Origin of the sequence: Aquipuribacter aurantiacus, assembly GCF_051216895.1 — a bacterium.
Classification (GTDB): domain Bacteria; phylum Actinomycetota; class Actinomycetes; order Actinomycetales; family JBBAYJ01; genus Aquipuribacter.
Window position 1 is genome coordinate 95,967 of sequence record NZ_JBPKAO010000006.1, and the last position, 24,314, is coordinate 120,280.

General features: G+C 74.7%; 23 protein-coding genes. 16 read left to right on the forward strand and 7 right to left on the reverse strand.

Annotated elements, in window-relative coordinates; all coding sequences use genetic code 11:
* The first annotated feature begins 29 nt into the window (after positions 1 to 29).
* The 9 genes from cpaB (at position 30) to ACR80Q_RS10205 (ending at position 10,387) form a co-directional block, all read left to right on the forward strand.
* Entirely contained in the window at positions 30 to 767 is a 738-nt protein-coding gene (gene cpaB, locus ACR80Q_RS10165; protein WP_435377488.1) for a Flp pilus assembly protein CpaB, read from the forward strand.
* Positions 764 to 1,936, forward strand: a complete 1,173-nt coding sequence (locus ACR80Q_RS10170; protein ID WP_435377489.1) for a CpaE/TadZ family protein — start codon at positions 764 to 766, stop codon at positions 1,934 to 1,936. The genes cpaB and ACR80Q_RS10170 overlap by 4 nt, the downstream gene beginning before the upstream one ends.
* Positions 1,937 to 1,948: 12 nt before the next feature.
* On the forward strand, positions 1,949 to 3,334 hold the full coding sequence (locus ACR80Q_RS10175; protein WP_435377490.1) for a TadA family conjugal transfer-associated ATPase: 1,386 nt from the start codon (positions 1,949 to 1,951) through the stop codon (positions 3,332 to 3,334).
* Complete coding sequence (locus ACR80Q_RS10180) at positions 3,331 to 5,400, forward strand: type II secretion system F family protein (RefSeq protein ID WP_435377491.1); 2,070 nt, start codon at positions 3,331 to 3,333, stop codon at positions 5,398 to 5,400. Before ACR80Q_RS10175 ends, ACR80Q_RS10180 begins: the two co-directional genes overlap by 4 nt.
* A complete protein-coding gene (locus ACR80Q_RS10185) occupies positions 5,393 to 6,391 on the forward strand; it encodes a type II secretion system F family protein (protein WP_435377492.1) in 999 nt (332 codons plus the stop codon). Before ACR80Q_RS10180 ends, ACR80Q_RS10185 begins: the two co-directional genes overlap by 8 nt.
* 51 nt (positions 6,392 to 6,442) lie before the next feature.
* The gene (locus ACR80Q_RS10190; protein ID WP_435377493.1) at positions 6,443 to 8,020 is read left to right on the forward strand and encodes a histidine kinase; all 1,578 of its coding nucleotides are present in this window, start codon (positions 6,443 to 6,445) and stop codon (positions 8,018 to 8,020) included.
* Positions 8,017 to 8,718 (forward strand): response regulator transcription factor, encoded by a 702-nt coding sequence (locus ACR80Q_RS10195; protein ID WP_435377494.1) that lies wholly within the window; start codon positions 8,017 to 8,019, stop codon positions 8,716 to 8,718. Before ACR80Q_RS10190 ends, ACR80Q_RS10195 begins: the two co-directional genes overlap by 4 nt.
* A gap of 140 nt (positions 8,719 to 8,858) precedes the next feature.
* Positions 8,859 to 9,092: a Flp family type IVb pilin gene (locus ACR80Q_RS10200; protein WP_435377495.1), complete on the forward strand. Its 234-nt coding sequence runs from the start codon at positions 8,859 to 8,861 to the stop codon at positions 9,090 to 9,092.
* Between the two features lie 44 nt (positions 9,093 to 9,136).
* Positions 9,137 to 10,387: a glycosyltransferase 87 family protein gene (locus ACR80Q_RS10205; protein ID WP_435377496.1), complete on the forward strand. Its 1,251-nt coding sequence runs from the start codon at positions 9,137 to 9,139 to the stop codon at positions 10,385 to 10,387.
* Here ACR80Q_RS10205 and ACR80Q_RS10210 read toward each other — a convergent pair.
* From ACR80Q_RS10210 to ACR80Q_RS10220, 3 genes are all read right to left on the reverse strand, one after another.
* The gene (locus ACR80Q_RS10210) at positions 10,339 to 11,490 is read right to left on the reverse strand and encodes a glycosyltransferase family 4 protein (protein ID WP_435377497.1); all 1,152 of its coding nucleotides are present in this window, start codon (positions 11,488 to 11,490) and stop codon (positions 10,339 to 10,341) included. The two genes, ACR80Q_RS10205 and ACR80Q_RS10210, sit on opposite strands and share 49 nt — an antisense overlap.
* Complete coding sequence (locus tag ACR80Q_RS10215) at positions 11,487 to 12,926, reverse strand: hypothetical protein (RefSeq protein WP_435377498.1); 1,440 nt, start codon at positions 12,924 to 12,926, stop codon at positions 11,487 to 11,489. The genes ACR80Q_RS10210 and ACR80Q_RS10215 overlap by 4 nt, the downstream gene beginning before the upstream one ends.
* A gap of 124 nt (positions 12,927 to 13,050) precedes the next feature.
* The gene (locus ACR80Q_RS10220) at positions 13,051 to 13,272 is read right to left on the reverse strand and encodes a hypothetical protein (RefSeq protein WP_435377499.1); all 222 of its coding nucleotides are present in this window, start codon (positions 13,270 to 13,272) and stop codon (positions 13,051 to 13,053) included.
* A 90-nt stretch (positions 13,273 to 13,362) separates the two neighbouring features.
* Here ACR80Q_RS10220 and ACR80Q_RS10225 point away from each other — a divergent pair, with 90 nt between their 5' ends.
* Positions 13,363 to 15,144, forward strand: a complete 1,782-nt coding sequence (locus ACR80Q_RS10225; RefSeq protein WP_435377500.1) for a DEDD exonuclease domain-containing protein — start codon at positions 13,363 to 13,365, stop codon at positions 15,142 to 15,144.
* A 25-nt stretch (positions 15,145 to 15,169) separates the two neighbouring features.
* Here ACR80Q_RS10225 and trpD read toward each other — a convergent pair whose 3' ends face one another.
* Both trpD and ACR80Q_RS10235 read right to left on the reverse strand, forming a co-directional pair.
* Positions 15,170 to 16,246, reverse strand: coding sequence for an anthranilate phosphoribosyltransferase (gene trpD, locus ACR80Q_RS10230; RefSeq protein WP_435377608.1), 1,077 nt, complete (start codon positions 16,244 to 16,246; stop codon positions 15,170 to 15,172).
* A 5-nt stretch (positions 16,247 to 16,251) separates the two neighbouring features.
* Complete coding sequence (locus tag ACR80Q_RS10235; protein ID WP_435377501.1) at positions 16,252 to 16,722, reverse strand: response regulator transcription factor; 471 nt, start codon at positions 16,720 to 16,722, stop codon at positions 16,252 to 16,254.
* A gap of 108 nt (positions 16,723 to 16,830) precedes the next feature.
* On the opposite strand from ACR80Q_RS10235, the gene ctaE reads away from it, so the two are divergent.
* From ctaE to ACR80Q_RS10265, 6 genes are all read left to right on the forward strand, one after another.
* Positions 16,831 to 17,463: an aa3-type cytochrome oxidase subunit III gene (gene ctaE / locus ACR80Q_RS10240; protein ID WP_435377502.1), complete on the forward strand. Its 633-nt coding sequence runs from the start codon at positions 16,831 to 16,833 to the stop codon at positions 17,461 to 17,463.
* Positions 17,464 to 17,476: 13 nt separating this feature from the next.
* The gene (gene qcrC, locus ACR80Q_RS10245) at positions 17,477 to 18,286 is read left to right on the forward strand and encodes a cytochrome bc1 complex diheme cytochrome c subunit (protein ID WP_435377503.1); all 810 of its coding nucleotides are present in this window, start codon (positions 17,477 to 17,479) and stop codon (positions 18,284 to 18,286) included.
* The gene (gene qcrA, locus ACR80Q_RS10250; RefSeq protein ID WP_435377504.1) at positions 18,283 to 19,407 is read left to right on the forward strand and encodes a cytochrome bc1 complex Rieske iron-sulfur subunit; all 1,125 of its coding nucleotides are present in this window, start codon (positions 18,283 to 18,285) and stop codon (positions 19,405 to 19,407) included. The genes qcrC and qcrA overlap by 4 nt, the downstream gene beginning before the upstream one ends.
* Positions 19,407 to 21,119: a cytochrome bc1 complex cytochrome b subunit gene (qcrB, locus tag ACR80Q_RS10255; RefSeq protein WP_435377505.1), complete on the forward strand. Its 1,713-nt coding sequence runs from the start codon at positions 19,407 to 19,409 to the stop codon at positions 21,117 to 21,119. Before qcrA ends, qcrB begins: the two co-directional genes overlap by 1 nt.
* A gap of 80 nt (positions 21,120 to 21,199) precedes the next feature.
* The gene (locus tag ACR80Q_RS10260; RefSeq protein WP_435377506.1) at positions 21,200 to 21,844 is read left to right on the forward strand and encodes a GNAT family N-acetyltransferase; all 645 of its coding nucleotides are present in this window, start codon (positions 21,200 to 21,202) and stop codon (positions 21,842 to 21,844) included.
* Positions 21,841 to 23,043 (forward strand): heparan-alpha-glucosaminide N-acetyltransferase domain-containing protein, encoded by a 1,203-nt coding sequence (locus tag ACR80Q_RS10265; RefSeq protein WP_435377507.1) that lies wholly within the window; start codon positions 21,841 to 21,843, stop codon positions 23,041 to 23,043. Before ACR80Q_RS10260 ends, ACR80Q_RS10265 begins: the two co-directional genes overlap by 4 nt.
* Positions 23,044 to 23,072: 29 nt before the next feature.
* Here ACR80Q_RS10265 and ACR80Q_RS10270 read toward each other — a convergent pair whose 3' ends face one another.
* Positions 23,073 to 23,525: a hypothetical protein gene (locus tag ACR80Q_RS10270; RefSeq protein WP_435377508.1), complete on the reverse strand. Its 453-nt coding sequence runs from the start codon at positions 23,523 to 23,525 to the stop codon at positions 23,073 to 23,075.
* Complete coding sequence (gene dapB, locus ACR80Q_RS10275) at positions 23,522 to 24,268, reverse strand: 4-hydroxy-tetrahydrodipicolinate reductase (protein ID WP_435377509.1); 747 nt, start codon at positions 24,266 to 24,268, stop codon at positions 23,522 to 23,524. The genes ACR80Q_RS10270 and dapB overlap by 4 nt, the downstream gene beginning before the upstream one ends.
* Positions 24,269 to 24,314 lie beyond the last annotated feature (46 nt).

Genomic DNA, 24,314 nt, shown 5'->3' on the forward strand with positions numbered 1-24,314 from the left:
AGGAAGCGGGGACCCAGATGGTCGGTCGGGTGATCGTGCTCGTCGCTGCCCTGCTGGTGGCCGTGCTCGGTGCGGTGCTGGTGTTCCTGTACGCGCAGAGCACGGTCGAGAGCGCCCGCGCAGAGCTGGACCCGGTGTCGGTGCTCGTGGCCTCGGACGACGTCCCCGAGGGGACCACGGTCGCCCAGGCGGTGACCGACGGCTCCCTCGAGCTCACGGCCCGGCCGTTCGACGCGCTGCCCCCCGGGTACCTCGAGGGGATCGAGGACGTCGGAGAGCTCGTGACGTCCACCGACATCCTCCCCGGCGAGGTCCTGGTGCGCGGCCGGCTCGTGGACCCGGCGGCCTCGGACGAGCTGGAGATCGGCCCGCAGCAGATGGCCATCACCATCCCGCTGGAGGACCCCAACCGGGTCGCCCGGTTCGTCGAGCCCGGTGCCCTGGTCGCGGTGTTCCTCACCCGGCAGGCCGCCACCACCGACGCCGAGGGCGTCACGGGCCCCGGTGTGGCCACCACCCAGCTGCTCCTGCCGGAGGTCCGCGTCGTGGGCGTCGGGTCCCGGACGGCGCCCGACGCCCAGCCTGGCGACGACGTCAGCCAGGCGCTGGTCACGGTGTCGGTGCTCCAGGCGGACGCCGAGCGGCTGATCCTCGGGCAGTCCCTGGGCTCGCTGTACCTGGGTCTGCTGACCGAGGGCACGGACGAGTCGGCCGTGACCCGCAGCGACGGGACCACCGCCGGGTCGCTGTTCCAGGGGGCCCCGTGACCCTCGCCGTCGACCCGTCCGCCTCGGCCGAGGCGCTACGACCGGACCTGCTGCTGCTGACCTCCGTCCCGGACGTCACCGCGACGCTGCAGGGCCAGCACGGACCCCGCACCGTCGTGCTCGGCCCCCACGTGGCCCTGCGTGACGCCCTGGCCCTGGCCGGCGAGCTGCGCGTCACCCGGCCCGAGGTCGGCATCGTGCTGCAGCGGGGCACCGTCGACGCCCCCGTCCTGGCCGAGGCCCTGCGGGCCGGGGTCCGTGAGGTGGTCCCGGCCGACGACACCGCCGGGCTCGTCGAGGCCGTACGGCGCAGCGACGAGCTGGGGGCCGCGCTGCTGCGGCGGGGCGAGCCCGCCGCGCACAGCGGGCTGGGGCAGGTGGTCACGGTCTTCTCGGCCAAGGGCGGCTGCGGCAAGACCACCATCTCGACCAACATGGGGGCCGCCCTGGCCGACGGCGGACGCCGCCGCGTCGTCGTCGTCGACCTCGACCTGGCCTTCGGCGACGTCGCCATCGCCCTGCAGCTGTTCCCCGTCCGCACCATCGCCGACGCCATGCCGATGGGGGTCGACGACCTCGACTTCGCCGCGCTGCAGACGCTGCTGACGCCGCACTCCCCCGGGCTCACGACCCTGGTGGCCCCGGTCGAGCCCGGGGCCGCGGACGGCATCCCCGCCGCCCTGGTCACCCGCATCCTGGAGCTGCTGCGGGAGAACTTCGACTTCGTCGTCGTCGACACCCCGCCGGCCTTCGACGACCAGGTCCTCGCCGCGTTCGACCTGTCCGACTCCATCGTCCTGCTGGCCACCCTCGACATCCCCGCGCTGAAGAACCTCAAGCTGACGCTGGAGACGCTGGACCTGCTCAGCTACCCCCGCGAGCGCTGGCGCATCGTGCTCAACCGCTCCGACTCCAAGGTCGGCCTGTCCATCAGCGAGGTCGAGAAGACCCTGCGGACCGGCATCACCGCCCAGGTCCCCAGCAGCCGGGACGTCCCCGCCTCCATCAACCGCGGCGTCCCCATCGTGCTCGACGACCCGAAGCACCCCGTCAGCGTCGCGATCCGGCAGTTCGCGGAGGACGACATCGCCGGGGTCACCCCTGCGACCGTCCCCGAGCAGGTGCGCGGGGACCGGCGGGGCTTCCTCCGTCGGCGCCACCGCGCCTGAGGGGGACGCCCGATGAGCCTCGCCGACCGCCTCGCCGCCGCCCGCGCCAACCAGCAGCCGCCCCCCAGCTCCCGCCCCCTCGACCCCGGCAACCGGATGCGGCGCTCCGAGCGTCACGACCCGTTCGCCGACCTGCGGCGCGAGGTCCACCGCGCGCTGCTGGCCGCCCTCGGTCCCCAGCTGTACGAGGCCACCCTGACGGCCGCCGAGCTGGAGCAACGGGTCCGCCGGACGCTCGTGGACGTCCTCGCCGGCGGCGACACCCCCCTCACGGCCGCGGACCGGATCCGGCTCAGCCAGGAGATCGCCGACGACATCCTGGGCTACGGACCGATCGAGCCCCTGCTGCGCGACCCCGACGTCACCGAGATCATGGTGAACGGCCCGGACCTGGTCTACGTCGAGAAGGACGGCCGGCTGCACGAGGTGGCCGCCCGGTTCGCCGACGAGGCGCACCTGCGACGCACCATCGACAAGATCGTCGGCCGGGTGGGGCGCCGGGTGGACGAGTCCACGCCCATGGTCGACGCCCGGCTGCCGGACGGCAGCCGCGTCAACGCGATCATCCCGCCGCTGGCCGTGGACGGGTCCCTGCTGACGGTCCGCAAGTTCGCGAGCGAGCCGCTGACGGTGGACGACCTGGTCGCCTTCGGCAGCATCCCCGCCGACGTGGCCCTCCTGCTGCGGGCGTGCGTCGGCGCCAAGCTGAACATCATTGTGTCCGGGGGCACGGGGGCCGGGAAGACCACGACGCTCAACGTGCTCAGCGCGTTCATCCCCGACGACGAGCGCATCATCACCATCGAGGACGCCGCCGAGCTCCAGCTGCACCAGCAGCACGTGCTGCGGCTGGAATCGCGCCCGCCCAACATCGAGGGCCGCGGCGAGGTCCGCATCCGCGACCTGGTCCGCAACGCCCTGCGGATGCGACCCGACCGGATCGTCGTCGGGGAGGTCCGCGACGCGGCCGCCCTCGACATGCTGCAGGCCATGAACACCGGGCACGACGGCTCGATCTCGACCGTGCACGCCAACAGCCCCCGCGACTCCCTGGCCCGCCTGGAGACGATGGTCCTGCTGGCCGGGATCGACCTGCCGATGCGCGCCATCCGGGAGCAGGTGGCCAGCGCCGTCGACCTGATCGTCCACCAGACCCGGTTCCGCGACGGGGGCCGGCGCATCACCCACGTGACCGAGGTCGGACGGCTCGCCGGCGACGAGGTGACGCTGACCGACCTGTTCGTCTTCGACCGCGCGGCCGGCCTGGACCCCGAGGGACGACCCGTCGGGCGGCTGCGGGCGACCGGTCACCGGCCGGGGTTCGCCGACGAGCTCGCGGCCGCCGGGTTCGCCGTCGACCCACGGATGTTCGCCGCGGCGGCCGGCGGCTCGCCGTGACCGTGGGCCTGCCCGCCGGGCGCGCCGCCAGGTCCGCGCTGGTCGCGCTCGGCGGCCTGCTCGTCGCGTCCCTCCTCGGGGCCGCGCCGGCCGGGGCGGCCCCGCCGGAGGACGGCAACCAGCCGGTCGTCCGGATCACCGACATCGGGGCCACCGGTTCCGACCTGCGGTTCATCGTCACCTCCTCGGGCCTGCCGGAGGGCACCGACCTGTCGCAGGCGGCCGTGGACGTGGCCTTCGAGCCGTCCGGCGGCGACGCCGTGCCGCTGGAGAGCGACCAGACGCCCGTGGCCGAGAGCGTCGTCGTGCCCCGGCAGACCGCCGTCCTGGCGGTCGACGTGTCCGGGTCGTTGCAGGACGAGGGCCTGGAGGACGTCCGCGACGCCGTCGACGTCTTCCTGGCCACCGTGCCGCCCGAGGTCGCGGTCGGGCTCGTCACCTTCGAGGCCCCCCCGGTGGCGCGGGTCCAGCCGACCACGGACCGGGAGGCGGTCCGGGACCAGCTCGCCGCCCTCGAGCTCGCGAACGCGACCGGTCTGCACGACGCCGTGGTGACGGCCACCGAGATGCTGCCCCCGGACGGGTCCCGTCGGGTGGTGCTGCTGACCGACGGGGAGGACGAGGGTCCCGACGGCGGGCCCGGCAGCGTGGCCTCGCTGGAGGACGCGGTGGCCGCGGTCCAGGCCTCCGGCGCCGAGCTGACGGCGATCGGCTTCCGGGAGGGCGCCCCTCGTGAGGCCCTGCAGGCCCTGGCCACCGCGGGACGGGGCCAGCTGGTCGACGCGGCCGAGGGCGACGACCTGGACGCCGCCTTCGACGTCGCCGCGACGAGCTTCGCCACCGAGCTCGAGGTCACCGCCCAGGTGCCGCCCGAGCTCGCGGGACGCCGGGGCAACGTCCGGCTGAGCGTCGGGACGGGGGAGTTGACCCTGACCGACCAGGCGTTCGCCACGCTGGTCGACACCGCACCCGAGACCGAGGAGCCGTCCGAGCCCGCGGCGGAGCCCAGCGAGGTCGCCGCCCCGCCGCTGCGGGACGTCCCGGCGGTGGAGGTGTCGCTCGGCGGACCGGTGGTGTGGGCCGGGCTGGCCGGGCTGTTCCTCGCCCTCGCCACCATCGTGGTCGTGCTCGTCAGCCTGGGCCGGCGGCGGGACCGCCCGGAGGCGCAGCGGCAGCGGCAGCTGTCGTACTACACCCTCGGCGGGGCGCGCGCCGCGGGCGGGGACCCGGCGCCCGTCGACCAGGTGACCCGCCTCGGCGACAACGCGGTCGCCCGCTCGGCGGTCCAGCTGGCCGACCGGGTGGTCGAGCGGCGCGGCGGCCTGGCCGGGCTGAGCCGCAGGCTCGAGGTCGCCGACGTCCCGCTGCGGCCCGCGGAGTGGGTCGTGCTGCAGGTGGGGATCGCCGTCGCCGCGGGGCTGCTGCTCCTGCTGGTGTCCGGGGTGCGGCTGCCGGCGCTGCTCGTCGGCGTCGTCCTGGGTGCGGTGGGACCGGTCGTGTACCTGTCGCTGCGCGGCAGCCGGCGGCGCGGGGAGTTCCTGCGCCTGCTGCCGGAGACCCTGGGCCTCGTCGCGTCCGGGCTGCGCGCCGGCTACTCCGTCAGCCAGGCCCTCGAGGCCGTGGTCAAGGAGGGCCAGGAGCCCATGCGATCCGAGTTCCACCGGGCCCTGGTGGAGGCCCGGCTCGGGGTGACGGTCGACGACGCGCTCCAGGGCATCGCCGACCGGATGCAGAGCCAGGACTTCGCCTGGGTCGTGATGGCCATCCGGATCCACAACGAGGTCGGGGGCAACCTGTCCGAGATCCTCGACACGGTGGGGGCCACGCTGCGCGAGCGCTCACGGCTGCGGCGGCAGGTGGACGTCCTGTCCGCCGAGGGCCGGCTGTCGGCGTGGATCATCGGGCTGCTGCCGGTGGTGTTCACGGGCTACCTGCTCCTCACCCGGCCGGACTACCTCCTGCCGCTGGTGCAGACCGATCTCGGCCTGGCGCTGCTGGCCCTGGGCGGCGTGCTGTTCGGGGTCGGCGTCCTCGGCCTGCGCTGGGCGGTGAAGGTCGATGTCTGACGCGGCCGTCGAGACGTCGACGCTGCTCGGGGTCGGCCCCGCCGTGGTGCCCCCGGTGCTGCTGCTCGTCGCCGGGCTGGTGATGGTCGCTGCCGGCCTGCTCACCCTGGTCGTGGTGCTCGTCGTCCCCGTGGTGGGTCGGCGCAGCGGTGTGCCCCGGTCCCTGGCGGCGCTGGCGCGGGTGCACGCCGCACCCCGGTCCGCCCGCGAGCGGGAGCTTCAGCGGCCCGTCACCGAGCGCGTCCTGGACCCGCTGATGCACACCGTCACGCGGATCGGCCGCCGGCTGACGCCTCGCGAGCAGCTGACGCGCGTCCAGGCCCGCCTGGACCTGGCCGGCAACCCGCCGGCCTGGGACGTGGACCGGGTGGCGTCGCTGCGGGTGCTCCTGGCGTTCGTCCTGGGCAGCGTCAGCCTGGCGGTGTGCGCGGTCGTGGGGCCGGACCTGCTGCAGGCGGTCGGGATCATCGCCGTCGCCGTCGCGGCCGGTTGGGTGGTCCCGTCCCTCATCATCTACCAGCTGGCCTACGACCGGTCCGAGGCCGTGCTCAAGGAGCTGCCGGACGCCCTCGACCTGCTGACGATCTCGGTCGAGTCGGGCCTGGGGTTCGACGCCGCGCTGGCGCAGGTGTCCCGCAACTCCTCCGGCCCGCTGGGCCAGGAGCTGTCGCGGGTGCTGCAGGAGATGCAGATCGGCACCGGCCGGGCCGACGCCCTGCGCGGCCTCGGCGAACGCACCGACGTCGACGACCTGCGCTCGTTCGTCAGCGCGATGGTGCAGGCGGACTCCTACGGCGTCCCCATCGCCGGCGTGCTCCGCGTCCAGGCGCGGGAGATGCGCACCCGGCGCGGTCAGCGGGCCGAGGAGGCCGCGCAGCGGGTACCGGTCAAGATCCTGTTCCCGCTCATCTTCGGGGTCCTCCCGGCGCTGTTCGTCGTCGTGATCGGCCCCGGTGCCATCCAGGCCTACTTCGCCTTCCGTGGGCTGTAGGCCCGTGCGAGCCTGCCCGGGGGCCCCGCCCGGCTGTGGAACGGTGTCCGGGTGAAGGGTCAGCAGCTCGTCGACGGACCGCTCCTCCCCCTCGTGCTGCGCGCGGTGCTGCTCGTCGCCACCGTGCTGGTGGCCTTCGTCACCCTGGACCTGAACCGGGCCGACCCGACCGTCGTCCTGGGCCCGGCCCTCACGCTGCTGGTCGTCATCGCCCTGGGCGCGCTGCCGCTGCCCGGACCCAACGCGCGGCTGCTGCAGTCGTTCGCCGAGATCAGCGCCCTGGGTTTCGTCATCGGCAGCATCGGCACGCTCGGGCCGTCGTTCGTCCCCCTGATGCTGATCCCGGCGTTCGCCGCCGGCCAGCGGGGCGGGCTCGCCCTGGGCGCGGGGGCCGCGACGGTCGGCGGGGCCAGCTGGGTGCTGGCCGTCCTCAGCGCCCCCCCGAGCGGCAACGGGGCGTTCCCCCTGGGCGACCCGCTGCTGTGGACCTTCGTCCTGGTGGCGACCGGTCTCATCGGCGGCTGGGTGCGCCGGCTGACCCTGCAGACGCAGGGGGCGGGCGACGGCGCCTACGCCGACGCGTTCCGGCTGCTCAGCGAGCTGCAGGAGCTCGCCCGCGACCTGAGCCTGGGGCTCGACCCGGTGACCCTCGGCAACGCCCTGCTGGAGGAGGTGGCCCAGCTGCACCCCGACGGCCGCCGCACGCTGGCCGTCAGCACGACCGAGGGCCGGCTCGCACCGCTCGTGGCCTCGGGCCCGACGGCCGCCGACGACGCCACCGACGTCGACGAGACGACCCTGCGCGCGTGGCAGTCCGGTCGCCGGGAGTCCGACAGCCACGACGGGTTGCAGCGGGAGGCGTTCCCGGTCCGGATGGGCACCCGGGTCGTCGCCGTCCTCACCGTCCGCTCGACGGGCCTGACCCGCCCGGACGTGGCGACGGTGGAGCGCGCGGTCTCCGACGCGGGGCCCCGCCTCGCGGCCGCCCTGACCTTCGACGAGGTGCGCCGGCTGGCGACCGTGGACGAACGGCTGCGCCTGGCCCGTGAGATCCACGACGGGATCGCCCAGGAGCTGGCCAGCGTCGGCTACCTCCTCGACGACCTCGCCGAGCGGGTGCCGGGCGATGCGGCCCGCGAGGTCGAGGACGTCCGCGACCACGTCCGCCGGGTCACCGGTGAGCTGCGGCTCAGCATCTTCGACCTCCGCTCGGGCGTGGACGACGAGATCGGCCTGGGGACGGCGCTGAGCGAGCACGTCCAGCGCATCGGCCAGCAGAGCGATCTGGTCGTGCACACCGTGCTGGACGAGCACGGCCCGCGACTGCCCGTCGGGGTCGAGGTCGAGCTGCTGCGGGTGGCCCAGGAGGCCGTGACGAACGTGCGCAAGCACGCGCAGGCCAACAACCTGTGGGTCGAGTGCACGGTGGACGCACCGAGGGCGTGGCTGCGGATCGCCGACGACGGCGTGGGGCTCCAGCCCGCCGGTCCGCAGTCCATGGGCATGCGCGGCATGCAGGAGCGGGCCCGACGCATCGGCGGTGACCTCCTCGTGCTGGCTCGTCCGGGCGGCGGCACCGTGGTAGAGATCAGCATCGGGGACTGGGACGAGGAGACGGGCACACCATGACTGGGGACGCAGCCGCTGCACCGCGGCGCAGGACGGACGACCACGACGCGGCACCGGGGCGCAGCGTCGTGCTGGTCGACGACCACGAGCTGATCCGCCAGGGCCTGCGCCGGGCCTTCGAGCGCGCGGGCGACTTCGTGGTGGTCGGCGAGGCCGGCTCGGTGGCCGCGGGTCACGCCCTGGTGGCCGAGCAGTCCCCGGACGTGCTCGTGACCGACGTGCGGCTGCCCGACGGCAGCGGCATCGACCTGGCCGCGGCCGTCCGCCGCACCAGGCCGGACATCGGCATCGTGGTCCTCACCATGTACTCCGGCGACGAGCACCTGCTGGGCGCCCTGGAGGCCGGTGCCAGCGCGTTCGTCAACAAGGACGCCCCCAGCGACGACGTGGTCGCCGCCGCCCGCCACGCGGTGGCCTCGCCCAGCTCGTTCTCGGCCGCCGACCTGGCCGGAGCCATGCAGCGTCGGTTGTCGACGCCGGCCGGCCCGTCCCTGTCCCCGCGCGAGACCGAGGTCCTGGTGCTGCTCGCCGACGGCCTGTCGGCCGGTCAGATCGGCCGCCGGCTGTTCATCAGCGAGTCGACGATCAAGACCCACATCGGCAAGATCTACGACAAGCTGGGCGCCGCCAACCGCGCCCAGGCCGTCATGACGGCCGTCCGGCTGGGTCTGCTGACCCCCGGCGACGGCAAGGACTGAGGGCAGGCATCCTCCGAACGGAGGATGCCAGGTAGGTCCGGTCCACCGATACCGAACGGCCCAGCGCAGCACCCATCCTGTGTACCTGCGCAGTTATCGGGAGTCGTCATCCCCGACCCCACCTTGAAAGGACCCCGCTGATGTCCGCTCGTCTCCGTCGTGTGATCTCCTCCGGTGACTCAGGAGCCTCCGCCGTCGAGTACGGCCTGCTCGTCGCCGGGATCGCCGCCCTGATCGTGGGCATCGTCTTCGTCTTCGGCACCTTCGTCACCGGCATCTTCGAGGAGACCTGCACCGAGATCGGCTCGGCGGCCAGGGAGGGCAACTCGGAGATCACGCTGCCGACCTGCCCCGGCGCCCCCGGCACCTCCTGACCGACCGGTCCTGACCGGTCCTCCGGTCCACCCATAATCGACCGGTGACCGCCGACGCACGCGCCCGGGCGACGCCGGCGGCCGGGATGGCGGCCTCGGCCGCCCTCCTGGTCCTGTCCTGGGTGAGCGCCCGCGCGCTGATGGCCCTCGTCTACGCCTCCGACGACTTCGCCGGCCGCTCGTTGGCCTGGGGCGACCTGGCGCTCTACGAGTTCTGGGCCGACCAGATCCTCACCACGGGGTCCATGCCCGACGGCGTCACGTGGATGTACCCGCCGCTCACCGCGCTCGTGCTGCTGACGGTCGACGCGCTGCCGGGTCCGTTCGGCCCCGGCTTCGTGCTCACCATGCTGGGCGTCGACCTGGCGGTGCTGCTGCTGCTGGTGAGCGCGTGCCGCCGGGGCGGCCACCCGGCCGGGGCCTGGGCGTGGGTGGTCCTGGTCCCCCTGCTGGGGCTGATCGGCTGGGCCCGCCTGGACCTGCTCCCGGTCGCCGCAGCCGCCGGAGCCCTGCTGCTGGCCGCCCGGCACCCCGTCCTGGCCGGTGCCCTCGCCGCCGCCGGCACCGCCGTCAAGGGGTGGCCGGTCGTCCTCGGCCTGCTGTTCCTGGACCGGCCGCGGTGGGTCATCAGCGCCGTGGTCACCGGCTCGGCCGTCGCCGCCCTGACCACCCTGCTGCTGCAGGACACCTGGACGTTCCTGGCCAACCTGTCCGGGCGGGGCATCCAGGTGGAGTCCGTCATGGCCCTGCCGTGGACCCTGCAGCAGGCCCTGGGGTCATCGGTGCAGGGCGACTTCGTCAACGGCACGTACGAGGTGCTGGAGCCCGGCGCCGCGGTGCTGGCCCGGTCCGCCACCGTCGTCATGGTGCTGGCCGTCGTCACCGCCCTGGTCCTGTCGCGGCACCGGCCCCCGGCGCTGCGCTGGTACGCGGCCGTCACCGCGCTGCTGGCCAGCAGCCCGCTGCTGTCGACCCAGTTCGTGCTGTGGCTCATCGGCGGCGTGGTCGTGGCGGCCACGCTGCCCGGCGCCGACGGCGCGATCGCCCGCCGCACCCTGCCCCTCGTCACCGTGGTCGTCGTCCTCACGCACCTGACGTTCCCGCTGCAGTGGGGCGGCCTGGTCTCCGACGGCCGGCTGGCCGCGACCACGCTGCTCGCCCGCAACGCGCTGCTCCTCGTCCTCGCCGTCTGGCTGCTGCTCGCCGTCCGCGGCGGCCGCCGCCCCGTGGAGGAGACGGCGCAGGGTCACCAGCGCGGGACGGGCTCCCCCGCCAGCAACGACCTGAGCCGCTGAGCGGTCCGGTCCCAGGTCCACGCCCGGGCGACCCACTCCTGCCCGGCCTCGCCCCACCCGGCCGAGGTGACCGGGTCCGACAGCACCCGGTCCACCGCGCCCAGCAGGGCGGCACGGTCGGTGGCGTCCAGCAGCAGCCCGGTGCGACCGTCCAGGACGGCCTCGACCGTCCCGCCGGCCCGGCCCGAGACCACGGGCAGGCCCGCGGCGGCCGCCTCGAGCAGCACGATGCCCAGGGACTCGGTGACCAGCCCGCCGAGGCGGTCCGCGACCGGGAGGACGAAGACGTCCGCCGCGGCGTACAACCGCGGCAGGTCGTCGTGGGCGACCCGGCCCAGGACCTCCACGCCGGGCATGCCCGCGGCCCGGGACCGCAACCGGGCCAGCTCCGGCCCGGAACCGGCCAGCACCAGCCGCGCCGACGGGTGCGAGCGCCGCACGTCGGGCCAGACGTCGAGCAGGCGGCCGTGGCCCTTGCGGGGCACCGCGCGGGAGACGCAGAGCACGACCGGGCCACCCGCACCGCTCAGCACGGCCCTCGCCCGAGGCACGCCCGAGAAGCGGGCCGCGTCGACGGCCGGGCTCAGCTGCACCAGCCGGGCCGCGGCCGCCGCGCCCAGGGCCGACGCGATCGGTCGCCGCACCACGGCGGAGTCGAAGGTCAGGACGTCGACCGAGCTGCCGATGCGGCGCAGCGCGGTCCGGCTGAGCGGCAGCCGGGCCCACCAGACCTCGTGACCGTGGGCGCTGGCGACCACCCGCTGGACCCCGGTCGTACCGGCACCGCGCAGCGCCGGGGCCAGCAGGGCCAGCGGCGCCGCCGAGGGGAACCAGACGGCCGAGGCCCCGTGCTGCCGCGCGGTCTCGCGGACCCGGGCGGCCAGACCCGGCCCCGGCAGCAGCAGCCGGGCGGGGTCACGGACCACCGGGTAGGGCAGCGTCCGGTCCCAGCCGTCGGAGTCGTCCTGGGCGCAGGCGTGGACCACGACCCGGTCGGGGTCCAGGTGCGACACCACCCGGTCCACGTAGGTCTCGATGCCGCCGGCCCGGGGCGGGAAGTCGTTCGTGACGACGAGGACCCTCGGCTCCTGGCGTCGGCTCATCCGGTTGCGAGGCGGCGCAGGTGCTCGCCCCATCGGTCCTCGAAGGCGTCGCGGCCCTCGCCCGTGGCCGCGACCAGCGCCCGTTCGGTCCGCGCGCCCGCCGCCCCCTCGCCCTGCGACGCGGTTGCGTACAGGTCCAGCAGGGCGTCGGTGCCGATCTGGTCCTCCAGCAGCAGCACGGCCAGCCACGCGCCCTCGTACGCGTCACCGACGACGTCCGCGTCGGACGCCCCGAACTGCTCGGGCCCCGGCAGCTCCTCGACACCCGTGGTGCCGGCTGCGACGCGTTGGAGCAGGCGGGCGGCCACGACGTCGCGGTCCACGACGCCGGGCACGACCGTGGACCATCCGACCAGGTCGGCGAAGCCCTCGGCGAGCCAGATGTCCTGCTCGTCGCCGTAGATGGCCCCCGAGGCGACGTGGACGAGCTCGTGGGTCACGGTGACCTGCCAGGTCTGGTCGACCAGGTCGTCCCGGGCCAGCGGGTTGAGCACGACGACGTCCCCTCCCCCGTCGGGGGTCCGGACGTCGGTGGTGACGGCGGCGAACACGTCGTCGGTGGCCGGGCGCGGCCCGGGGACCAGCTCGGCGTACTGCTCCGCCGTGGCCGGGGCCAGCACCAGCGACAGCCGGGGCCAGCCCGTGCCCAGGTACGAGTCGACCGTCACGGCGCCGGAGTCGGCCCAGGACCCCACCTGCTCCCCCCAGCTGTCCGCGGCCAGGGCCGAGTCGTCCCCGGGGACGTCCTGCGGGTGCCAGGACAGCACGACCGCGCGCTCGCCCACCGTGGTCGACACCGGACCCAGGTCCCACGGGGCCGCCGTCCCGATCTCGCCCTCCTGGGGGTAGGGCGTCCACGACACGACCTCCAGGGCGGCGCTCGTGTCCTCCCCGGGCGTCGCCGGGGCTGCCGCCGGCGCCAGCACGACGGAGTCCGTCCGTTCGACGACGGGACCGTCGGCCAGCTCGTACACCGTGTCGACCCGCGCCTGCCACTGCTGCGAGGGGTCGTCGGCCGTGGCGGTCCCGGCCCCGGTCGAGCCCGCCTCGGTGGACCCGCCGGTGAGCGGCTCGAGGCTGCCCGCGACCAGCGAGGACTCGAACCTGGTGACCGGCATCGAGGCGAGGACCGCGAGCGCGTCGTCGTCCGCGGCCACCCCGGACGTCGACCAGCCGTCGTCCCGTCCCGACCTCACCGCCACGTCGCGGCGGACCAGGAGCTCCGCCAGCCTCGCCGTCACCTGGGCAGCGGGGTCCGCGGCACGCAGGTCCGGCTCGGCGCGGGGCAGCGCCGCCTGGGCCGACGGGGTGACGGGCTCGCCGGCGGCGACGGGGACCTCCGGGGCGACGGAGACCCGGACCAGCAGCGACCCGGGTGAGGCGATGAGGGCCACGAGCAGGAGCAGCCCCACCAGACCAGCCGCGGGTCCGATCACCGACGAGGGGGTCGGGGTCGCCCTGGGGTCCGGGAGCGCCCGGTGCCTGCGCGCTGCCACCCGCCCACGGTAACCGCCCGGACCCCGTCCGGAGGGGACCACGACACGGTTGCCGCCGTCCGGGTCAGGCCGGGCGGGCGTCGGTGACCAGGCGCAGCGGCGGGACGAGCCCGCCGGCGGCGAGGACCCCGACCGCCGCCACCTCGGAGGCGGTGAGGTCGGTGGTGCGCCGCACCGAGGGCGGCTCGAGGGGGACGGAGGAGGGACGGACGGACAGCAGGTGGGTGACGACGCAGTCGCCGCAGGCGCGGGGACGGGCCGTGCACGTGTCGCAGTCGATGAGCATGGCCAGGACGCTAGGGACGGGCCCGGACACAACCCGGCGCCCCGTCGCGCCTGCCCGCTTGTGTCCGGCCCCCGACCTAGCGTCTCGGTCATGAGCACGCACCCCCTGACGCGCCCGGTCGGGGCCCCTGCCGTACCGCTGGGACCGGGTGTTCCGATGCAGGTGCAGGGCAGCTTCGAGGACCTCGGCCGTCCCCTCCACGAGACCACCTTCTGCGTGGTCGACCTCGAGACCACGGGCGGCAGCCCTGCCGACGACGCCGTGACCGAGATCGGCGCGGTGAAGGTCCGCGGCGGCGAGGTCGTCGGCGAGCTGCAGACGCTGGTCGACCCGGGCCGCCCCGTCCCGCCGCAGATCGCCCTGCTCACGGGCATCACCGACCGTATGCTCCTCGGCGCCCCGCGGATGGGTGCGGCGCTGCCCGCCTTCCTCGACTTCGCCGAGGGCACCGTGCTGGTCGCGCACAACGCCCGCTTCGACATCTCGTTCCTGAAGGCGGCCTGCCGGCGCCAGCAGCGTCCGTGGCCGCGGTTCGACGTGGTCGACACGGTCCTGCTGGCCCGGCGGCTGGTGACCGACGACGAGGTCCCCAACCGCAAGCTCGGCACGCTGGCCCGGTACTTCCGCGCCGGCACCACCCCCGAGCACCGCGCCCTCGCCGACGCCCGCGCCACCGTCGACGTCCTGCACGCCCTGCTCGGGCGGGCGCGGGGCGTCACCACGGTCGAGGACCTCCTCGACTTCTGCCGCACCGACGACGGCCGCCGCTCCCGCCGGCACCTGGTGGCGGGCCTGCCCAGCTCCCCGGGGGTGTACCGGTTCGTCGACGCCGGCGGCCGGGTGCTCTACGTCGGGTCCTCCGTGGACGTCCGGACCCGGGTCCGCAGCTACTTCACCGCCTCGGAGAAGCGCCGTCGGATGACCGAGATGGTGACGGTCGCCCGCAGCGTGGAGCACGTCGCCTGCGCGACGGCCATCGAGGCGCACGTGCGCGAGGTCCGCCTCATCGCCGAGCACCGGCCGGCCTACAACCGACGCTCGACCCGGCCGGACCGTGCCGTGTGGGTCAAGCTCACCGACGAGCCCGCGCCCCGGCTGTCGGTGGTGAGCAACCCGGGCCCCGACCACCCGGCGGCGTCCTACGTCGGGTTGTTCACCTCCCGCGCCCGCGCCCGCGAGGCCGTCGACGCGGTCCACACCGCTTTCGACCTGCGCCGCTGCACGCCGCGCATCACCCGGCGCGGCGGTGGCACGGCCTGCGCGCTGGCCGGCATGGGCCGCTGCGCCGCACCGTGCGTCGAAGGACCGGACGAGGCCTACGCCGACGTGGTGGCCCAGGTGCGGACCTGCCTCACCGGTGACCTGTCACCGCTGGTCAGCCACGTCATGCGGCGGGTGCGGTCGCTGTCGGAGCAGCAGCGCTACGAGGAGGCCGCCGGGGAGCGCGACCGGCTGACCGCGCTGGTGCGCGGGGTCGACCGGGCGCAGCAGGCGGCCGCCCTGACCGGCACGGGCGAGCTGGTCGCGGCCCGGGCCCGTCAGGTCGGGGGCTGGGAGCTGGTGTGCATCCGGCACGGCCGGCTCGCCGGGAGCGCGGTGTCCCGGCCGGGCGAGCCGGTGCACCCGACCATCGACGCCCTCGTCGCCACGGCCGAGCACGTGCAGCCACCCACCGGGCCGGCCCCGGCGGCCCTGCCGGAGGAGACCGCCCTGCTCGTCCGCTGGCTGGAGACCCCGGGCACCCGGCTGGTGCGGTCGGGCCACGGGTGGTCGCTGCCCCTGGGGGCCGCCGCCCGGTGGTCCCAGCTGCACCTGGTGGACGGGAGCCGGCACGGCAGCTCGCTGTGGCGGGTCCCCGGGGACCACGGCTGAGCGGGAGGTCGGGCCGTCGAGCGGGTCAGCCCAGCCAGTCCGTGAGGACGGCGGCGGCGGCCCCGTCACGCAGCGCCGCCCGCGCCCGCTCGATCCCGGGTGCCAGGGCCCCGGGCAGGTCCGCGGCCACGTCCGCCGCGCTCCGGCCGCCCTGCGCCAGCTCCAGCGCCAGCAGCCCCGCGGCGGCGTTGAGGACGACCACGTCGGTCACGGGACCCTCGGAACCCCCGACGACCGAGCGGACGACCGCGGCGTTGACCGCGGAGTCCCCGCCGCGCAGGTCCGCGACCGTCGAGGTCGCCATCCCGACGTCGGCGGCCTCCAGCACCGTCTCGACCACCTCGCCCCGCACCACCACGCGGACGCTGGTCGGGGCCGTGGTGGTGAGCTCGTCCAGGCCGTCCTGCCCGCGCACCACCAGGGCCGTGGTCCCGCGGGACGCGAGCACCCCGGCGATGATCCCCGCGTGCCGGGTGTCGGCCACGCCGAGGGCCATCGCGCCCGGGCGCGCCGGGTTGGTGAGCGGGCCCAGGGAGTTGAACACCGTGCGGATGCCGAGCGAGCGCCGGACGGGGCCGACGTGACGCATGGCCGGGTGGAAGCGAGGGGCGAACGCGAAGGTGATCCCGTGCGTCAGGGCGCTCGCCGCGACCGCGTCCGGTTCCAGCCCGAGGTCCAGGCCCAGCTCCTCGAGCACGTCGGCGGTGCCGCAGCTGGAGGAGGCCGCACGGTTGCCGTGCTTGACCACGACCGCCCCCGCGGCCGCCGCGACCAGGGAGGCCATGGTCGAGACGTTGACGGTGCGGGCCCCGTCGCCCCCGGTGCCCACGATGTCGAGCACGGGCCCGGGCACGTCGAGCGGCACCGAGTGGGCGAGCATCGCCTCGGCGAGGCCGCTGACCTCCTCGACCGTCTCGCCCTTGGCGCGCAGCCCCACCATCAGACCGGCCAGCCGGGCGTCGCCGGCCTCGCCGCGCATCACCTCGTCCAGCGCCCAGCGGGTCTGCGCGCGGTCGAGGTCCTGGCCCGACGCCAACGCCTCCAGCACCCCGGCCCAGCCGGGCGGCGCGGGGACCTGCTCGGTGCTGTCCTGCGCCGGCAGCGCGCTCACGCGGGCGCGGAGCCGGCGCGACGACGGGCCAGCGTGGCCACGGCGTCCGCGACGGCGCGCGGGTCCAGGGGGTGCGGCACCGCGGCCTCGGCCTTGGACCACGCCGCCAGCCACGCGTCCTGGGGCCGCCCGGTGAGCACGAGGACCGGCGGGCAGTCGAAGATCTCGTCGTGCAGCTGCCGGCACACCCCGAGGCCACCGGCGGGCGCGGCCTCGCCGTCCAGCACGATCACCTCGAACCCGCCCGCGTCGACCGCCCGAAGCAGCGCCGGCAGCGTGGCGTAGTCCTCCAGCTGCACCAGCGGCAGGTCGGCGGCGGGGCGGCGGCCCACGGCCCGACGGACCTTGTCCCGTGTCGTCGACTTGTCGCTGTACACGGCGATCCTCAGCCGCGGCTCGCCGGCGGGGGCCGGGGCGGGACCGCCGTGGACGGCGGCGCGGTCGGCGGGGGCGGATGCTGCGCTCATGCCCGGGAATCTACCGGGCACCCCGCTCGTTGCCGGAACGGATCTCCGACCGGCGCCGTGCCGGGGGGTGGTCTCTCGTTCTGCCCGGGTTCCCGTTAACCTGACCCCGTGGCAGCAGCAACGGCAGTCGGCACCCGCGCTCCGGCAGTGGTGAACCGTCCCAACCTCACGTCCGTGGGCACGATCGTCTGGCTCGCGAGCGAGCTGATGTTCTTCGCGGCGCTCTTCGCGATGTTCTTCACGCTCGGCTCGATCAGGCCCGACGAGTACGCCGCGGGCCAGGAGATGCTCAACATCCCCTTCGCCGCGGTGAACTGCATCATCCTGGTGTCGAGCTCGGTGACCTGCCAGTTCGGCGTGTTCGCCGCCGAGCGGCTGCAGCCGGCCCGGACCGGGGGCATCTTCCAGCTGTCCCAGTGGGGCATGCGGGAGTGGTACGTCCTCACCTTCGTGCTCGGCGCGATCTTCGTGTCCGGCCAGGTCTACGAGTACGCCGAGCTCGTCCACGAGGGCCTCACCATCAGCTCCTCGCCCTTCGGCTCGACGTTCTACCTGACGACCGGGTTCCACGGCCTGCACGTCACGGGTGGCCTGCTGGCCTTCCTGATCGTGATCGGCCGCACCTTCGCCGCCAAGCGCTTCGGCCACGCCGAGGAGACCGCTGCGGTCGTGACGTCCTACTACTGGCACTTCGTGGACGTCGTCTGGATCGCACTGTTCATCTCCGTCTACTTCAGCTGAGGGGCCTTTCGCCGTGAACGCCGTCTTGAGGCACCGCCGCCACCCGCTCGCGCTCGTCGTCCTGCTCCTGGGGGCGCTGCTCGTCGCGGGAATGGCCTACGCCGCCGTCTCCCCCACCGGGGCCCAGGCCAGCGAGGCCACGGGCGTCGACGACATCGCCCTGGGCGAGGAGCTCTTCCTCGCCAACTGCTCCACCTGCCACGGCACCGACGGTGCGGGGGGCTACGTCAACGCCGACGGGCAGGCCGCCGGCCCGTCCCTGATCGGGGTCGGCGCGGCCAGCGTGGACTTCCAGGTCGGCACCGGTCGCATGCCGGCCCAGGCCTCCGGCCCCCAGATCGCCAAGCGGGAGCCGCAGTTCACCCTGGAGGAGACCCGGGCCATGGCGGCCTACGTCGCCTCGGAGTTCGGTCCCGGCCCGGCCATCCCCGACGGGGAGTTCCTCGACCCCGCCAACGGCGACGTCGCCGAGGGCTCGGAGCTGTTCCGCGTCAACTGCGCCATGTGCCACAACTTCGCCGGCTCCGGCGGTGCGCTCACCCGCGGCAAGTACGCCCCCAACCTGCGCGGCGTCGAGCCGGTGCACGTCTACGAGGCCATGGTCACCGGCCCGCAGTCGATGCCGGTCTTCAGCGACGACACCCTCACCCCGCAGCAGAAGAACGACATCATCACCTTCCTGGACTACGTCGAGAACGAGCCGTCGCCGGGCGGGCTGTCCCTCGGCTCGCTCGGGCCGGTCGGCGACGGCCTGTTCGTCTGGGTCGTCGGGATCACTGGACTCATCGCCTGCGCGGTGTGGTTGGGAGCCAAGTCTTCATGAGCGACTCGTACGACGACACCGCCCGGTCCGTGAGCACGGTCCGGGAGACCGGGCCCGACGCCCCCGGGACCGTGGCGCACGGCACCGGCGGGACCGGCACCGACGTCCGGCCCCGCGGCGCCGGCCTGCCGGAGCGGTTCGACAACCCGGGCCTGCCGCCGCACCGGCCCCGCATGGCCGACACCGACGTCGCGGCCGCCCGCCGCGCCGAGCGGCAGGTCGCGTTCCTGTTCTTCCTCTCGATCGTCGGCACGGTCCTGACGATCGTCGGCTACTTCGCGGTCCCGCTGCGCAACGACCCCGAGAGCGGTCGGGTGCTGCTGTCGAACGTCCTGCTCGGCACCGGGATGTTCCTGACCCTCTTCGGCATCGGGACCGGTGCGGTGCACTGGGCCAAGACCCTCATGCCCGACCACGAGGAGATCGACGAGCGCCACCAGATCGAGGGCACGCCGGAGGAGCAGGCCGAGGCGGTCGAGATCCTGGCCAACGGCATCGAGGACTCCGGCATCGGTCGCCGCCCGCTCATCCGCAACACGCTGGTGGGGGCCATCGCCCTGGCCCCGCTCCCGGCCGTGGTCCTGCTCAAGGACACCGGGCCCAACCCCGAGGGCGTCCTGGCCGAGACCATCTGGCAGGCCGGCACCCGTCTGGTCACCGACCCCACCGGCGTTCCCGTCCGGGCCGCCGACCTGAGCGTGGGCGAGGTCGTCCACGTGCAGCCCGAGGGCATCGAGGATTCCAGCCACTTCCTCGACGAGAAGGCCAAGGCCGCCGTCCTCCTCATCCGGCTGGAGCCGAACGAGCTCGCCGAGGAGTCCCTCGCGGGTGCCTACGCCGGGATCGTGGCCTACTCCAAGATCTGCACCCACATGGGCTGCCCGGTGGCCCTGTACGAGCAGCAGACCCACCACCTGCTCTGCCCGTGCCACCAGTCGACGTTCGACGTGACGCAGAACGCGGCCGTCATCTTCGGCCCCGGCAAGCGGCCCCTACCCCAGCTGCCCATCGACGTGGACGATGACGGATACTTGGTGGCGACGGACGGATTCGCAGAGCCGGTCGGTCCCAGCTACTGGGAGCGCGAGCAGGACCTGCGCCGGATGACTGAGGAGTCCTGATGAGCGCGACCACGGCACCCGCACCGCGTCCGGCCCCCCCGCAGGGCACGGCGGCCAAGCTCGGCAGCTTCGCCGACTCCCGCCTCGGGCTGTCCGGGGTCATCAAGGCCAACGCCCGCAAGATCTTCCCCGACCACTGGTCGTTCATGCTGGGCGAGATCACGCTCTACAGCTTCGTCATCTGCCTGATCACCGGCGTCTTCCTCACGTTCTTCTACGTGCCCAGCGTCGCGCTCATCGAGTACTCCGGGCCCTACGAGCCGCTGCAGGGCAAGCTGGTGTCGGAGTCCCTCGCCTCGACGATCAACATGTCGTTCGAGGTCCGCGGCGGTCTGCTCATGCGGCAGATCCACCACTGGGCCGCCCTGGTCTTCGTGGCGGCGACCATCGTCCACATGGCCCGGGTCTTCTTCACCGGCGCCTTCCGCCGGCCCCGCGAGCTGAACTGGGTCATCGGTGCGATCCTCGCCCTGCTCGCCATCTTCGAGGGCTTCGCCGGCTACTCCCTGCCGGACGACCTGCTGTCGGGCACGGGCCTCCGGATCGCCGCGGCGATCATCCTGGCGATCCCGCTGATCGGCACCTACGTCCACTTCTTCGCCTTCGGCGGGGAGTTCCCGGGCGAGGCGTTCATCCCGCGGCTCTACACCATCCACGTGCTGCTGCTGCCGGCGATCTTCCTGGCGCTGATCGCCGCCCACCTGTTCCTGGTGGTGCTGCACAAGCACACCCAGTACCCCGGGCCCGGCCGCACCAACAGCAACGTGGTCGGCTACCCGCTGCTGCCGGTCTACATCGCCAAGGCGGGCGGGTTCTTCTTCATCGTCTTCGGCGTCATCGCGCTGATGGCGGCCTTCGTGCAGATCAACCCGGTGTGGTCCTACGGGCCGTACGACCCGTCACCGGTGACCGCCGGCTCCCAACCCGACTGGTACATGGGTTGGCTGGACGGTGCGGTGCGCGTGATGCCGGGCTGGCTCGAGGTCACGATCTTCGGCTACGTCCTGTCGGGCAACATCCTGATCCCGGCGGTGGTCCTGCCAGGCCTGCTGACCACGCTGCTCATCGCCTACCCGTGGATCGAACGCCTGGCGACCGGTGACGCGCGTGAGCACCACCTGCTCGACCGCCCCCGCAACGCCCCCACCCGCACCGGCATCGGGGTCATGGCCCTGACGTTCTACTGCCTGATGTGGGCCAACGGCGGCAACGACATCATCGCCACGCACCTCGACCTGGCGATCAACGACATCACCCGCTTCGTCGGGGTCGCGATGTTCGTGGCGCCCCCGCTCGCGTTCCTCATCACCAAGCGCATCTGCCTCGGCCTGCAGCGTCGTGACCGTGACCGGGTGCTGCACGGCGTCGAGACCGGGCAGGTGTACCGGCTCGACAGCGGCGAGGTGCTCGAGCGCCACACCCCGATGTCGGACTACGACCGCTGGACCCTGGTCCAGCACGAGAACTACGTGCCCCTGGAGCCGGGTCCGGCCACCGACGCCAACGGGGTCAAGCGCAAGGGGGCCCTGCTCAGCAACGTGCAGCGTCGTCTCTCGCGGTTCTACTTCGAGGACCGGGTCGAGCCCGTCACCCCCGCCGACCTGGCCGCGGCTCACAGCCACGGCGACCACGACAGCATCGACGGCACGCACCCCGAGCCGGGTGCCGTCGAGGGACGGTCCAACCGTGAGGTCGGCTCCGGCCAGGCCTGACCGCACGCCTCAGGAGGGCCCCGACCGCAGCTGCGGTCGGGGCCCTCCTGCTCCTCCCCCCCGCATGGCACGATCGGCCCATGTCGAGCCCCCTGCTCGGTGCCCCCGGCGCCGACAACTCCGTGCGGCCTGCGCGCGAACCCGACCTGAACGCAGTCGGTGCCGTGCACGCCGCCTCCTGGACCGGTCCCTACGCGCAGGTCCTCCCGGCGCCGCTCGTCGCGGCCCTCACCCCGGCGGTGCTGGCGGAGGCGTGGCGGCCGGCGGTGGCCACGCCCCCCTCCCGCCGCCACCGCGTGCACGTGGCCATCGGCGACGGCATCGTCGCGGGCTTCGTGGCCTCGGCCCCCACCCCGGCCGCGGAGACCGGCGAGGCGCCCCCCGACGCACCCGCGAACGTCGTGGAGATCGTGGCGCTCGAGGTGGACCCGCTGCACCAGCGCCGGGGCCACGGCTCGCGACTGCTGGCCGCGGTGGTGGACACCAGCCGGGCGGACGGCGTGGACGAGGTCCAGGTGTGGGTCCACGTGGACGACGCCGCCCGGGCCGGTTTCTTCCGCGGGGCGGGTTTCGAGACCGACGGGGCCCGGCGCCGCCGGGCGGTGCAGGGCGGCGACCCGCACGACGCCCGGTCCGTCTGGCCGGAGGTCCGCCTGGTGGCCTCCCTCGCCGGTGACGACGCCCCCGACGGGATCGCCCACGGCGCCGGGAGCGACGCCCCGTGACCGCCACGACGACCACCTCACGCGCGCTCCCGGCCCTGCCTCGCTCCCGCCGGCTCGTCGGGGTCGACGCCGCCCGCGGTCTGGCCCTGCTCGGCATGATGGCCGCCCACCTGCTGGAGCGGTACGACCTCGAGGGCAACCCGTCGGCGGTCTACCCCCTGGTGGACGGCCGGCCGTCGGCGCTGTTCGCCGTCCTCGCCGGCGTCGGGCTGGCCCTGCTCGACGGCGGCAGCGACGGCCCGCACATCCCCTACCGGCGGATGCTCGCCCGCACCGCCGTCCGCGCGGTGGTGATCCTCCTCGTGGGGCTGCTGCTGGCGTCGATGGAGCTGCTGCCGGTCGCGGTGATCCTGCAGTACTACGCCCTGGCCTTCCTCCTCCTCGCACCGTTGCTCCGCCTGCCTGTGCCGGTCCTCGCCGGGGGCGGCCTCCTCTGGCTGACCGTGGCGCCCTTCGTCAGCCACGTCGTGCGCAGCTCGGCCGAGCTCGTCGGTCCCGGGGTCCAGGTGAGCCTCGCCCGCCTCGTCGTCGACCCGGTGGGCTCGTTGCAGGACCTGTTCATCACGGGGTACTACCCCGTCCTCAGCTGGTTCGGGTACCTGCTCGTCGGGGCGGCCGTCGGTCGCCTCGCCCTGCGCACGGCCCGCACCGCCGTCGTCCTCGTCGGCGCCGGGCTGCTGCTGGGCGTCGGCGCCTGGCTGGTGTCGAGGCTGCTGCTGGCCACGGCCGGTGCCCGGGCGGCCCTGGCCGAGCCCGACACGCTCACCGGCCGCGGTCCCGACGGTCCGTGGTTCGGCACCACCCCCACGTCCTCGTTCTGGTGGCTGGCGGTCGACACGCCCCACAGCGGGACCCCGCCGGACCTGCTCGGCACCACCGGTTCCGCGCTGCTCGTGATCGGGGTCTTCCTGCTGCTGGCGCGCACGGTGGCCGGATGGGCCCTGCTGCCGCTGGCCGCGGCCGGGTCGATGACGTTGACGCTGTACACCGCGCACGTCGTCGCCGTGACGTACTACGCCCCCGACATCAGCCCTGTCGCCCTCTGGGCGGCGCACGCGGCCGCGGCCCTGGTGCTCGCCTCCGCCTGGGTCCTCGTGTTCCGGCGGGGCCCGCTGGAGGCGGCGACCGCGGCGCTGGTCGACATGGCCGCCGGGCCGTCGCGCGACCCGGCGCCGACCTCGGGCGACCGGTCGGGCTGACGCGCCCGGGGCCAGGGCCAGGGCCGGGGTCAGCGGCCGCGCTGCTCCGCGCGGTGCAGCCGGACGGCGTGGCGGGCGGCGGCCCGTCCGCGCCGTCGGTCCCCGGCGCCGTCGTAGGCCAGGGCGAGACGGAACCACGGCCGCCACTGCTCCGGGTCGGCCTCGACCTCGGCACGGTGCCGGGCGAACACCTCGTCCGCGGCCGCGCGGTCGACACCGCCGGCGTCGGTGCGGGGCACCGGTCCGGGCAGGGCGTCCTCGGCGGCCAGGGTGCGCCCGAGCCGCTGGGTGGCAAAGCCGAACCGCAGCTCGGCCGCCACGGCCAGCGCCCCCACGACCACGATGACGACGATCCCGGTGGCCAGCACCCACCCCAGCAGACCGCCGTCGGAGACCACGGCGACCGCCCGGGCCAGCAGGCCGAGCAGGTAGAACGACAGCACCGCCAGGAGCAGGACGATGACCACCTTCGTGCCCCTCACAGGTCGAGCCAGTGCTCCAGCCCGACGGTCAGCCCGGGGTGCGAGGCGACCTCGCGAACCCCCAGCAGGACACCGGGCATGAACGAGGACCGGTCCAGGCTGTCGTGGCGCAGGGTGACGTGCTCCCCCGGGCCGCCCAGCAGCACCTCCTGGTGGGCCACCAGGCCCCGCAGCCGCACCGCGTGCACCGGTACGCCGTCGACGTCGGCCCCCCGCGCCCCCGGCAGCGACGAGGTGGTGGCGTCCGGAGCGTCGGGCATCCCGGCCTGGCGGCGGGCCTCCGCGATCCGACGGGCGGTGCGGACCGCGGTGCCGGACGGCGCGTCGACCTTGTCGGGGTGGTGCAGCTCCACCACCTCCACCGACTCGAAGAACCGGGCGGCCCGGACGGCGAAGTCCGCGACCAGCAGGGCGCCGACCGAGAAGTTGGGGGCGATGAGCACGCCGACGTCGGGCCGCCCGCCCAGCTGCTCCCGCAGCGCCGCCAGACGGTCGTCGTCCCAGCCGGTGGTGCCGACGACCGCGTGGACCCCGGCCTGCACCGCGGACGCGACGTGACCCGGCGACACGTCCGGCACCGACAGGTCGACGAGCACGTCCGCGCCGCGCAGCGCGGCCGCGAGGTCGTCGTCGCGACCGACCCGGCCGTGGAGCACCAGGTCGTCCGCGGCCAGGACCGCCGCGCAGGCCTCGCGGCCCATCCGGCCGCCGGCTCCGGCCACCACCACCCGCAGCCCGCTCATGGACGGCTCCCCCCGACCCTCACCCGCACGAGTCGGTCCCTCACGA